8 protein-coding genes and 1 pseudogene are annotated in these 12,650 nt (G+C 45.3%); 5 read left to right on the top strand and 4 right to left on the bottom strand.

Going from position 1 to position 12,650, the window contains the following annotated elements; all coding sequences use genetic code 11:
- Positions 1-77 precede the first annotated feature (77 nt).
- The 3 genes from QUA71_RS00195 (at position 78) to QUA71_RS00185 (ending at position 5,593) form a co-directional block, all read left to right on the top strand.
- On the top strand, positions 78-677 hold the full coding sequence (locus QUA71_RS00195; RefSeq protein WP_333280739.1) for a peroxiredoxin: 600 nt from the start codon (positions 78-80) through the stop codon (positions 675-677).
- 112 nt (positions 678-789) lie between these two features.
- Entirely contained in the window at positions 790-1,329 is a 540-nt protein-coding gene (locus QUA71_RS00190) for a redoxin domain-containing protein (RefSeq protein ID WP_333280736.1), read from the top strand.
- Positions 1,330-1,543: 214 nt separating this feature from the next.
- Positions 1,544-5,593 carry a hypothetical protein gene (locus tag QUA71_RS00185; RefSeq protein ID WP_333280733.1) on the top strand — a complete coding sequence of 1,350 codons (4,050 nt, stop codon included), beginning with the start codon at positions 1,544-1,546 and terminating at the stop codon, positions 5,591-5,593.
- Between the two features lie 104 nt (positions 5,594-5,697).
- Here QUA71_RS00185 and QUA71_RS00180 read toward each other — a convergent pair whose 3' ends face one another.
- Together QUA71_RS00180 and QUA71_RS00175 are read right to left on the bottom strand one after the other, a co-directional pair.
- A complete protein-coding gene (locus QUA71_RS00180; protein WP_190662089.1) occupies positions 5,698-8,166 on the bottom strand; it encodes an ATP-dependent Clp protease ATP-binding subunit in 2,469 nt (822 codons plus the stop codon).
- Between the two features lie 1,239 nt (positions 8,167-9,405).
- Positions 9,406-10,155, bottom strand: a pseudogene (locus tag QUA71_RS00175) (IS1 family transposase).
- Positions 10,156-10,184: 29 nt separating this feature from the next.
- Here QUA71_RS00175 and QUA71_RS00170 point away from each other — a divergent pair.
- A complete protein-coding gene (locus QUA71_RS00170) occupies positions 10,185-10,442 on the top strand; it encodes a hypothetical protein (RefSeq protein WP_333280729.1) in 258 nt (85 codons plus the stop codon).
- 25 nt (positions 10,443-10,467) lie between these two features.
- Here QUA71_RS00170 and QUA71_RS00165 read toward each other — a convergent pair whose 3' ends face one another.
- Positions 10,468-11,106: a ThiF family adenylyltransferase gene (locus QUA71_RS00165; RefSeq protein WP_333280726.1), complete on the bottom strand. Its 639-nt coding sequence runs from the start codon at positions 11,104-11,106 to the stop codon at positions 10,468-10,470.
- A gap of 31 nt (positions 11,107-11,137) precedes the next feature.
- Positions 11,138-11,974, bottom strand: a complete 837-nt coding sequence (locus QUA71_RS00160; RefSeq protein ID WP_333280724.1) for a hypothetical protein — start codon at positions 11,972-11,974, stop codon at positions 11,138-11,140.
- Between the two features lie 224 nt (positions 11,975-12,198).
- Between QUA71_RS00160 and QUA71_RS00155 the strand changes: the two genes are divergently transcribed.
- Positions 12,199-12,567: a hypothetical protein gene (locus QUA71_RS00155; RefSeq protein ID WP_333280721.1), complete on the top strand. Its 369-nt coding sequence runs from the start codon at positions 12,199-12,201 to the stop codon at positions 12,565-12,567.
- Positions 12,568-12,650: the final 83 nt, after the last annotated feature.

Below are 12,650 nucleotides of genomic sequence, written 5' to 3'. Positions count from 1 at the left end.
GATTGAGCGAGAAGATACTTGTAGTCGTTATGAGTATGATATATTTGTAACAGTTCGTAAAACAGGAAACAAAATCTATGACCAGTGAATGCCTCCGGGTTGGTCAAGCTGCACCCGATTTCGCAGCAACAGCCGTAGTGGATCAGGAATTCAAGACAGTTAAACTGTCAGACTATAAAGGCAAAAAGTATGTAGTCCTGTTCTTCTACCCCTTGGACTTCACCTTTGTGTGCCCGACTGAGATTACAGCATTTAGCGATCGCTTCGAGGACTTCAAGAAAATCGATACCGAAATCCTCGGCGTATCCGTTGACAGCGAATTCTCTCACCTCGCTTGGATACAAACAGACCGCAAATTAGGCGGTGTCGGCGACCTCAACTATCCCTTAGTTGCTGACCTCAAAAAAACAATTAGTTCAGACTACAACGTCCTCGACCCAGAAGCAGGCGTTGCCCTCAGAGGTCTGTTCATCATCGACAAAGAAGGCATCATCCAACACTCTACTATTAACAATCTTGCCTTCGGCCGCAACGTGGATGAAACTCTCCGTACTCTGCAAGCTATCCAACACGTCCAGTCTCACCCCGATGAAGTTTGTCCCGCCGGCTGGCAGCCCGGTGACAAGACTATGACTCCCGATCCGGTCAAGTCTAAGGTATTCTTTGCTTCAGTTTAAGCACATTATAGGTGTAGGGACACGACACTGCCGTGTCCCTACCCGCAGGGGAATTCATTTAACCGGATTTTTAATTAACAATTAGCTATTAGCAATTACCCAATTAGGAAATATGCTGACTTCTACTAATTTTAGCGGCTTGTTAAATGAGCGGTTTTTCCAAAATTTATTGCCTGTTCCGGCGAGTAATGTTCTGAAGCTGGGACAGATGACGCCTGATTTTGAATTGCCGGATATTAATAATGACAAATTGGTGCGGCTGTCGAATTATCGGGGCGATAAACCGGTAATTCTAGCTTTTACGCGGATTTTTACAGAAAAGCAATATTGCCCTTTCTGTTTTCCTCACATTAAAGCTTTGAATGAAAACTGGGAAAAATTTGCCGATCGCAATATAGAATTACTGATGGTTGCCAGTACCGACGATCGCCAAAGCCAAATTGTGGTTAGAGATTTAGGCTTGAAAATGCCTCTGCTTTCTGATCCAGGCTGTAAAGTATTTCGGGCTTATCAAGTCGGTCAGGCTTTAGGTGCTCCTTTGCCTGCTCAGTTTGTTTTGGGTGCAGATGGAAAACTCCTCTTCAAACATTTGTTTTCTTTCATAGACCACAATGCTAGTGTAGACACTTTGCTGCAATATGTCGATCGGTAAGGACACCGCTACGGTGCCCTAATTTGAAGTTTTTCACCGCTGATGTACGCTGGTTTAGGCCCATCAGCGGGATTTTTTTATCGGTTGACACTGGCTGCAACAGATATTTAGTCATAAATACTTATTGTGCCAATTTCAATGGCGGAATGTTGCTATGTTCGCTCGACATTAATCTAGGCTATAGCTTGAAGGTACTTAGTACAAGTTTAAGCCAATGTCGTCTCCCAAAGATCGATCGAGCAAAATTGAATTGAGCGTCTTAGCATCGCATCCTGAGTTGTTGACAGGTTTAGATGCGTGGCTGGGGCTAGGTTTACTTTCGCCCGCTGAGGTTGAGGAATTGTGCCGACAGTATTTAGTCTGCCCACTCAGAGATCTCGCTGTAGACCTTTCTGAAATTGAGAACCCGCGAGCTCCTATTGCGGAGCCAAAAGTACCTGCCTTATCAACGCAAAAAGCAGTACCTAACAGCAGAGAAAGGGTTGCTAGGCCCACAGAAACTACTCAAACCCCTAATTTTATCGGTCAAATTTTGCAGTCGCTAATGGCAGAAATTAGCGTGGTGTGGCTGTTGTTTTTAGGAGTGTTCATGGTAGTTGTCTCCTCTGGAGTCTTAGCTGCCAGTCAGTGGGAAAGATTTCCTGCCGCCGGACAATATGGAGTTTTGTTAGCTTATACTTTAACTTTTTGGGCGATTAGCAGTTGGGCAAACAGACAGCATAATTTGCACTTGACTGCTCAAACTTTGCAAGAAGTGACACTGTTGCTAGTGCCGATCAATTTTTGGGCAATGGATACTTTTGGATTGTGGCGGTATCCTTGGGATTGGGCGGTAGCAATCGCAGCGGCACTTATTTTGACTTGGATAACAGCCCGGATTATAAAAGATCAATATCAAAGCTTTTCAGGAAAAAACATCACTCGCTCGATCGCCTTAAATCACTTGGGATTGAGTTATTTGCACTGGGGGTGGGCATTGGCCGGCTTTTCCCTGGCTGCGGTTTATTTAGGTACAGTGGGAACTGCTGCTGCTAGAGTTTATCAAGTTCAGCAACAACGATTGCAATCTATCAAACGCGGAGAAAATACTGAAAGATTCGCCGCTGCTTTCAGTTTGAGCCGAGATTTTCTGACTTACAAAAAAGCGGCTTTAGTAGCTTATTCGTTAGGAATTTTACTGGGTCGGGCGATATTTGTCAAGGATGTAAATATCGCTGAAATGGGTTTAGCTTTGGCGATTTGTGGCGTGCTTTTAGCATGGCTAGATTGGCAGCAACCCCGGCAATCTGGAACTATTAAAAACAATATATCCGGTCAGCCAAATCCCAGCAACTTTTTTAACTGGCAATTAGCGGGAGGGGGTTTGTGGGGTTTGGGATGGCTGGTTTGTTTTCGCCAAATTCCGCTAGAGGCGATCGCAGTTAGCGGATTGGCTGTTTGGTTTTTTTACAACCGTTTAGTGCGGTTTTGGCAAGAGTTTGATTTGGTAATGCTTGAGGCGGTGGGACTTCAGAGTATTTGGCTGTTTTGGCGAGTGCTTCCTTTAGGGATTAAAACACAAGTTGTAGCATTTTTAACTCAGCTTACAAACTCTCAGGAAACTCCTTGGGCTTTTTGGGGTGTTCTGCTGTTGCCTTATTTAATTTTAATAGTAAGTGCCGCCGAGTGGCTCTACCGCAAGCGAAAGTTTAAACTTGCCAGTTTTGGCGAAAACCTTGCTCTCGGTTTGGGGAGTGTTTTAACTGTTATTAGTTTTGTTAATCCGTTTTGGCGATCGCTCAATTTATTGGTATCTACTTTAACTTTAGGTTGGATCGCTTGGAAATACGTAATTGCCGAGAATTCCCGCCGAGTTTCGATCCCGGCTTCTGCTGTTGAACACGAGGGAAAGCCGGCAATTTTGGTTCTCCTAACTCATATTATGGGTTTAGGCGCGATCGGTTCGGCAATTGACTTAGTTTTCCCGAACCAGACACCCAATATTTGGACGGCAATTTTATTAATTTTCATGGCTGCTGAATGGGGATTTTTTGTCTGGATGAAAGCGGCCAATGCCCGAGAAAGTTCTGCGTTTTTCCGCTGGCATCCTGCATGGTTCCAAAGTTCATGGTATCTAGGCTTAGCAATAGCAGGATTCAGCTTTATCTTGTTGCAAAATTATTTGAGTGCGGGTACTGCCACTCATCGCCCTCAGTGGAGTTTGCTCTGGCTGGCGACTCCTTTGGCTTTGACTGCTGTTGCTAAATATACTGAGGTTCCTCACAAACAAGTTGCCAGTACCTTTAGTGCGATCGCTTTAATACTTGCACAAGTTCTAATTTTTATTTTTCCGGGATATCGATTAATTGGTTTGGGCTTGGCATTGGTGTTGATGTTAGTCAATACTTACTATTTAGTTGAGCTGCCAGCGGCTGCAATTGGAGTGGGATTTGGCTTGAGTTTCGTAGCTGCGGTGATTTATGAATTAGGTTTTGTGTCGGGTTGGGATTGGGCAATTGCTGGGGCGATCGCTGTTTTGTGTGTGTGGTTGCTTCGCAGCATGATTGTTCGTTTTTCCAGGGATTTACCTGAGCCTTCTCAATTAGCTGAAATTTACGATCGAGCTTTAGATGGGTGGGCAATCTTACTGGCAGGCTTACTGTTAACAACTATTACTTTTTATTCCTATGAACTCTACGCAGACAGTACCTTGAGTTTCCCGCCCTCTGCTGAAGTTTTGGCTGCTATTTTGGTGATAATGGCTGCGATTATTTTCCGAAATTTACGCCAACTTTCCCCTCTGGCAATTTATGCTGTGGCTTGGAGTTTGGAGTTATTGACAGCAGTGGGTTTAAGTTTTGTCGATCGCACTACGATTAATTTGGCAGTTGCTAATATCGCTCTCGGGTTGTCTACGCAATTATTGGGCGATGTGTGGCGGCGCCGCCACCGCGATCCCACAATTTTACCTAGCATTCATTTTATACCTTTGGTTTACGGGGTATTGGGTTTAACTTTCCGATCGCACACTTTGACGAATTGGACTGGTTTAAGTGTGTTGGGGGCGTCTTTAATTGCGATCGGTATTGGTAGGCGGGAGCCAGAATTCAAACCTTTGGTTTATTTAGGATTAATTGGCGTGTCCGTTGCTGCTTACGAATCGCTACTCTATCAACTTTTTCAAACACCAGGAGGAGCTTTTGGCGATGGCTTAATTGTCCTGGCCACTCTCGGCACAACTTTAACATATATCTATCGAATTTTATCTCCTTGGCTCAGTAATTATTTACATTTAACCAATGCTGAACTAAAAATCTTTGCTCACCTGCACTGGCTTCTGAGCAGTTTGCTCCTGATTTGGGCTTCTGCCTATGATATTAAATCTGGCTTAAGTTTAGGATTAGTCACTGGTGCTTTATTAGTTCAATATGCTTTCTTGCAAGGGCGAAATAATCTCGATCGCCAATGGGCAGAAATTTGGATTTACTTGGGCTGGCTAGAAGCCTTTGGCATCCGGCTTTACTGGATCAATACACCTTTAGTTAAGTATATTTCCGGCCCGCTGGGGCCTTGGAAAGTTGCCTTCGCTTCTCTATTAGCCTATTTCATTTACATTTTGCCTTGGGACAACTGGGGTTGGTCAAAAAAACCTTGGCAGGTAATTGCTTCGCTGATTCCAATAGTTACTATTTTGGAAAGTCCGGCTAAGTTTTATCCGATTAGCTTGCTGATAGCTGGCGCCTTCTATGTTTTCCTGGCTTGGGAAAGGCAGGAAGTCCGTTTTACCTATGTGAGTGTGGCGATAATTGACTGGATATTGCTCAGGTGGTTTGGACAAATGGGATTGACTCAGCCGCAGTGGGTTTTTACTCCTTTAGGGCTTTCTTTCCTTTACGTTGCTCAGTTCGATCGCGCTCTCAAATTACCAGCACAAAAACCGCTGCGCCACACTCTGCGAATGCTCGCAACTGCGCTGATTTGCGGGATACCTCTTTTGACTCAGCAAAGCCACGGTTTAGTTGCGGCAGCTTTTAGTTTAGTGGCGATTGCAGCGGGTTTGGCACTGCGAGTTCGGGCGTTTTTGTTTGTGGGAACGGCTGTATTTTTAATCAATGTTTTCTATCAGTTGGTGGTTCTGATATTCGATTATCCGCTGATTAAATGGGCTATTGGTTTGGCTTTTGGGATTGTATTTATCTGGATTGCGGCTACTTTTGAAACTCGGCGCGATCGCATTTCTGCTTTTGTGCAGCATTGGGTTGAGCAATTGCAATCCTGGGATTAGATTCATCGATAAGTTGCTTTTTTTTACTGGTATTTAATGAAAAACCCGGTTTCTCAGAGAAACCGGGTTTTTCATCAACAGTATTTATCCGTCTGTAGAGCCCATTAATGGCTCAATGCGAATTCTGGCAATTTAGGCTCAGATGGACCATCGGGCACTACCTTAACCTGACCGTTTTCATCCACATCAACGATCGCCTTTTGGCCGTCTTTCAGCTTCCCAGAGAGCATTTCCTCAGCCAGTACATCTTCCAACAACCGCATGATTGCGCGGCGCAAAGGTCGAGCACCGTAGCTGGGATTGTAGCCTTCTGTAACTAACAAGTCCTTGAACCGGTCCGTCACCGACAAAGTAATACCCTGTTCGGTTAAGCGGCTGAAGACTTGCTGCAACATGATGTCCGCAATCTGCTTGACTTCTTCCCTGTTCAACTGGCGGAAGACGATAATCTCATCCAAGCGGTTGATAAATTCGGGACGGAAAACCTGTTTCAGTTCTTCGTTTACCAAGCTGCGAACGCGGTTGTACTGACCGTCTGCGGCACTTTCAGCAAACTCGAAACCGAGACCGCCGCCACCTTTTTCAATCACTCGCGAACCGATGTTGGAGGTCATGATCAGCAGTGTATTCTTAAAGTCAACTGTCCGACCTTTAGCATCCGTCAAGCGGCCGTCTTCCAAGATTTGCAGCATCATGTTGAAGACATCCGGGTGAGCTTTTTCGATTTCGTCGAACAAGATGACCGTGTAAGGACGGCGCCGGACTGCTTCTGTTAGTTGGCCACCTTCGTCGTAGCCGACGTAACCGGGAGGCGAACCGATGAGTTTAGAAACCGTGTGGCGTTCCATGAATTCGGACATATCTAACCGAATCATGGCTTCTTCGGAACCGAAGAAATAAGTTGCCAATGCTTTTGTAAGTTCCGTTTTGCCGACGCCTGTGGGGCCGGAAAAGATGAAACTGGCGATCGGGCGATTGGGATTTTTCAAGCCTACCCGTGCGCGACGGATAGCCCGAGAAACTGCGCTGACAGCTTCTTCTTGACCGATCAAGCGCTGGTGCAGGGTGTCTTCCATGTGCAGCAGCAATTCCGATTCGGATTCTGTCAGCTTGCTGACTGGTACTCCCGTCCAATTAGCCACGATGTGGGCGATGTCTTCTTCGGTGACGATGGGAGAAGTTTTGAGCTGACTTTTATTGATCGTAGCTTCGGCGATTTCGGCTTCAATTTCTAATTCGCGATCGCGCAATTTTCCAGCTTTGTCGAAGTCTTGCTCGCGCACTGCTGCATCTTTTTCTTTTGTTACTGCAGGCAGTTGCTTTTTGAGTTCTTTAACTTCGGGCGGGGTTTGTGAATTCATCACGCGGACGCGGGAACCTGCTTCGTCAATTAAGTCGATCGCCTTGTCTGGCAAAAACCGATCGTTAATGTACCTGTCTGACAGTGTAGCCGCTGCTTCTAAAGCTGCGTCGGAAATTGTCAGTCTGTGATGCTGTTCGTAAGCCGATCGCAACCCGTACAATATTTCTATTGTTTCAGCCACGCTCGGTTCACCGACTTTGATCGGTTGGAAGCGGCGTTCTAAGGCAGCGTCGCGCTCGATGTGCTTGCGATATTCCTCCAAGGTAGTGGCGCCGACACACTGCAATTCGCCTCTAGCAAGGGCGGGTTTGAGCATATTGGAGGCGTCCATGCTGCCTTGAATTGCGCCTGCACCGACTAAGGTGTGAATTTCATCAATTACCAGAATGATGTTGCCGGCAGCGCGAATTTCGGCCATGATTTTCGTTAGCCGTTCCTCAAATTCGCCGCGGAACTTTGTACCAGCAATCAGCGAACCCATATCGAGGCTGATTACTTGTTTGTCTTCTAAAATTTCCGGGACGTTTCTATTAACAATCCGCTGGGCTAGGCCTTCGGCGAGGGCTGTTTTGCCTACTCCCGGTTCGCCTACTAACACAGGATTGTTCTTCGTGCGGCGACCGAGCACTTGGATCACGCGCTCGATTTCATTTTCGCGGCCCACTACGGGGTCGAGTTTGCCGGCTGCGGCTAACTTGGTCAAGTTTGTGCCGAATTCTTCTAAAGTCGGGGTTTTGCGATCGCCGCTATCTCCCCTACCTCCGGGTACCGCTGCGACTTCTCCCACGGCACGAATTACCTGTGTGCGGACTCTCTGGCGATCGATCCCCAAGTTTTGCAGCACCTTCGCCGCCACCCCTTCATCGTCCTGAATCAGCCCCAGCAGGATATGCTCAGTGCCGATGTAATTGTGCCCTAACTGCCGCGCTTCGTTAAGCGCCGTCTCAAAAATCCGCTTGACGCGGGGCGTAAAAGGAATTTCCGGCGGGAGGAACCCAGAACCTCTACCGATGATATTTTCGATTTCATTGCGTGCCTCTTTCAAGTTGAGGCCCATATCCAGTAATACTTTTGCAGCGATGCCAGTGCCTTCGCCGACGAGTCCCAGAAGAATTTGCTCGGTGCCTACAAAATTGTGACCGAGGCGCCGCGCTTCCTCTTGGGCTAGCATGATTGCTTTAATGGCTTGTTCTGTAAAGCGTTCAAACATATTTTTTCTATCCTACTGTCTTGGCGAGGGCTGTATCGCTGCTGGTGAGGAGCGATTTGGAACACTACACAAATTATAGATGTAAATTTTTGTGTATTTCGTTCTCTAACAATGTATCTTGCTAAGGGAGGAGGGACAGTGGGGAGAGCCGAATAGTAGGGGTGTGGTTGCCGTCAAAAATCATGCTATCTGCTGTGCCTCAATCTACTTTCGCACGGGCATCCTGTCAAGCATCCTCTCAAAGAAAGCAAGCGAAACTGCTTCGATCGCGACCGGCGAATGCTTTTGTGGGCAATGACGCGCTGCGACACAGAGTATTTGCACTTTAAGCAATTTTATTTTAACAGGTTAAGGGACTTCTGGGATCTCCGGCTCGCAATGGTAAAATTGGCAGTGTTTTTCAATTGCTATTATTTGCATACTTGCCGGAGAAATTACCCGGAGTTTAGCCGGCAGTTTTTTTGTGTTTTTGGCCTTTTTAATCATGACAATTTTATCCTGTTTTAAAGCAAATGTAGGGTGCGTGACTGCGAATAAATTCGAGCAGATCCACAAGGTTTCAATCGTCACGCACCATAACTCGATATAGCAAATGTAGGGTGCGGGACTGTAAATAGATCGAGCAAGTGAAGAAGGGAGCATCCCGTTTTTGTAGCTGTAGGGTGCTTCCGACAAGTCGGGACGCGAGAGTCACAGCATGGAGCGATTGTGGCAACGCACCCTACAAAACAACGACATCTCGCTCTTTTACAATGTAGGGGATGCTCCCAGTCAAACAACTATTATTGTTCCCGCACCATTGGTAACAGGTTAAGCTAAGAAAGCATTTGTCAATCAGCAATTATGCTCAACATTTACTCGGATTTTGGGCATAAAACTGAGATTTGGGCGGTCGAGGAATCATGGCTCCCATGATATTTATACCTACTTTCTCTCAAATCGTGAATTTTCCACTCCTAAACAAGCAGTTTTTTGAGTAATATTACTGATTGATAAATGCAATTAAGTCTTAACTTGTCACCAATGTTCCCGCACTGATAGATAATGTAGCGGTTCTCACTGATTTGCCAAACCTAATAATTGCCAAAAAACCTGTTTCTTTGAGAAACCGGTTTCTAGATTTTCACCACTTAATGTAGGAACGCTATGTGAACTACCAGACGCTGACCGATTAGGCGGTACAGCGCTGGCTTCCTGATTCAACGGGGATAGCGTCCAACAAAACCGGGCGTTGCTGAATTAGGGTATGATACGAGCAAAAATACGGGAGGGGAGTCGAAAATGATTTCCAGGATTTTGATGGGGAATTGGAACATCTCCAAATTTTAGATAATGAATTAGTAATTTAATTGAATATCCTAGCATTTTTTCACACTTAGAATAACAAAGAGTTTTTCTTGTAAGCCGAGCCAAATAATGTCTAAGTCTTGTATTTTTACCTTCAACTGCAAGTCATATAGGTTTTGCTGATAATCTGGTCTCCTTCTGGAATAAAATTTGGGTAAACTTTCCAGCCATCTGTTACATAAAAGTAGCATTTCCATTTACTAACAAGATCCCATAGTGGGTCAAAACTTTTGGCGCTATGGTCACCTAAAACCCATCCTAAAATACCTGGCTTAAAATGGTCTACCGCCGTCGCTCGCCAGGTTTTGTTTTTTTTTGAACCCACAAATGTTTGTAATTCATCTAATTCTCCCACTTCGGGATTTGTTTCTGGTTCGTAAAAATTTGGCAAGAGTTTTTCGGCTTATTTTACCCAATTAATGATTGTAGTATGATGTACATTCTTGACTCTTTCAATTGCTCGAAAACCATGCCATTAACATACATTTTTAGACATTCACGTTTAACTTCTTCTGGATATCCTCTGTGAAGTTTATAATCATCTATAAATTGTCTTTTGCCTTGGACACAAATATAATTTTGTTTGCCTTTTGTGTGACCATTCTTATTGATATGAGTTGAATTGCATTCAGGGCATTGCATAATATTTTTTTTTTAAATATGTGTTATTTTTGACGCTCAGAGGACAACTTCATCATACCATAGTTCAGCAACGCCGGAAAACTTATAGGGTTGAGCAGGCGAAGGCGGCGGAGCAAATTACCGAGGGTGGCGATCGCATCCGTGCTGGAGGCCAAACGCCGGGACTGGCAGCCAAACCTTTAACTAGCGTGCGGTCTGTAGTCGCCGTTTGTCAAGTATCCTCTGCCGATCGCACATTTGGCTTGACGATTAACCTCAGTTTGCAAAAAATGCAAATCGCCAGTTAATACATTAGGTAACTAACTTCATAGTTTACAGTATAAGCGGCTTAATTGCAAAGTCGCCCAACGTTACCGTAAAACTCTGCTGCTGTTTAGCGGCGGCAAAATTAATAATAACTTCACAAGCAACAGCTACTGTTAGCATCACCAAGTTTCTCGCTAGCGGATAATCGCAAATGTCATCATTTGCAGGTGAAGGAACGCGATAGTGCTGATTCCAAATTACCTCCGCATAATCAGCAGCTAAACCAACGTGGAGACAGGGTATTGATGTGCTAGCACACCAATCTTTCACCGCTTGCCGCCCTACGCTATTATCAAAAGTATCTACTATTAGTCCGCTGTTGGCAAGTAGTTGAGCTGCATTCGTCGCTGTTAGTTCTTTTGACTGTGCATCAACTTTAACCCCCAAAGCACGGTACAGGTTATTAGCGAGAATTTTTGCTTTGAATGCGCCGACATCTGAGCGATAATAAGGTTGAGTGGATAAGTTGTGCTCCTCAATGCGATCGCGCTCGATAACCTTTAAATTTTCAAACCCAGAACGCGCCAAATTTTCCGTAACATTCGCACCCAAAGCGCCAGCGCCGCATACGGTTACGGGCAACTTTTTCAACTGCGCCATAGTTGCGGGAGTGCGGTAAAGTTGCTCGTGAAAAAAGATAGACATAATGGCTAATTGCTAATGGCTAAATCCTGACTTATCTAGCTTCAATTACTCCCACTAATGATTGTAAATCAAAGTTTCTGTCTAGTCCGCTAAGACAGATGCCAGCGCTGACAACTGTGAGGTCATTTTTGGCGATCGCACTCGTATGGCGATCGCCATTTCCCGCCGTCCACTCGATCAGCCAATAATCATCGCGATCGCGAAACTCCCGCAACTCGCCGCCACCCATTTGTAACGCCTCCCGCAAGCGATTTTCATCCCGCCTTTGCTGAAACTTTTCACTAAACTCCTCCGTCTGCTGTGCCACCAACTCGTAGACAGTACGCATCTTTGGTGTCATCCCCTTAAAGCGGATTTCTTGAGGAGAAATCACCTTGTTTAAACCTTTTCTCAATTCCTCAGATGGCAGCGGATCGGCACGGCGATCGATATCCTCAAACCACCAAGATTGACCATCCCACCTAGCAATAATTGGCTCAAAACTAGCGCCGTCATTTACTAAATGCACAGGTAGAGGTTTAGCAACACCAAAGCGCTGTTTAGCATCGGATTCATTAACAGGATAAGCCAACCAAGTTTGACCCTGCAAAGCGCCAACCAATTGCAAGCGAATTGGCACCAGCAGTTGCAAATACTCTGTCAGTTGTGGCAAAGTTGGTTCTTCCACCACCTCAGCAATCTTTTCATTAACTGGCTGAAAAATACCCCAACCTTCAAAGTTTCGGGGCTTTGGTTTGAAAGTACAAACCATTCCAGCTACCCTTGTCCGCACCCGCCCCCCGCGCGTACAAGGCGCGAGAAACTTAGTGTCGCACAAGTGTGTTTCCTGTGCAGCCAGTTGGCTTATGAGATTGCGGATATCTGCCACTGCGTTTACCTCCCGACTCCCTTAAAAAATTTCGTAAATCAAATGTTGATGTAAGTAATCCGGCATAAATAAAGTAAACAACCGAAAAACTGAAATTTTTGCCCCAAAAAACTTTGAGAATTTTGGATTGTAACTTTATAAAAGTTCACATCCTTAGTAAAAGTTATATACTATAATAAAGATTAACACACTAAAAATATTAACTTTCAAGGAACAAGTGCATAATGTTGGTAAAATCTTTCCATCGCGGCATCCTAGCAGCAGCCCTATCGCTTCCAATCATTTCATTTAGTATCCAGAGTGCCCTAGCTGAATCTATTTCCTTTACTCTTATTAACAGAACCAGCCGCAATCTACTAGAGTTTTATGCTGGCTATCCTTCTGAACGGGAATGGGCGGACGATATTTTGGGAAGAGATGTACTCGCGCCCGGAGAATCGGCGACCATTACGATCGGGAATGCTCACGAAGACTGTCGCTACGACTTTCTAGGTGTGCTCGGTCCCAGTGATGACGGAAGGGTTGGTCGCGGAGAATTAATACAGACTAACGTCGAGGTTTGCGATGGCGGCACTTACGAATACACCGAGTAAACGAAAACCACTATTAAGATGGGGGCATCATTGTCGCTTTAAGAGAAATTGCTAAGCGATTGCAACCCATCCACGCAGGTTTC

Origin of the sequence: Microcoleus sp. MON1_C5, assembly GCF_036701875.1 — a bacterium.
GTDB lineage: Bacteria > Cyanobacteriota > Cyanobacteriia > Cyanobacteriales > Microcoleaceae > Microcoleus.
This window is presented reverse-complemented; position numbering and strand designations above follow the sequence as displayed.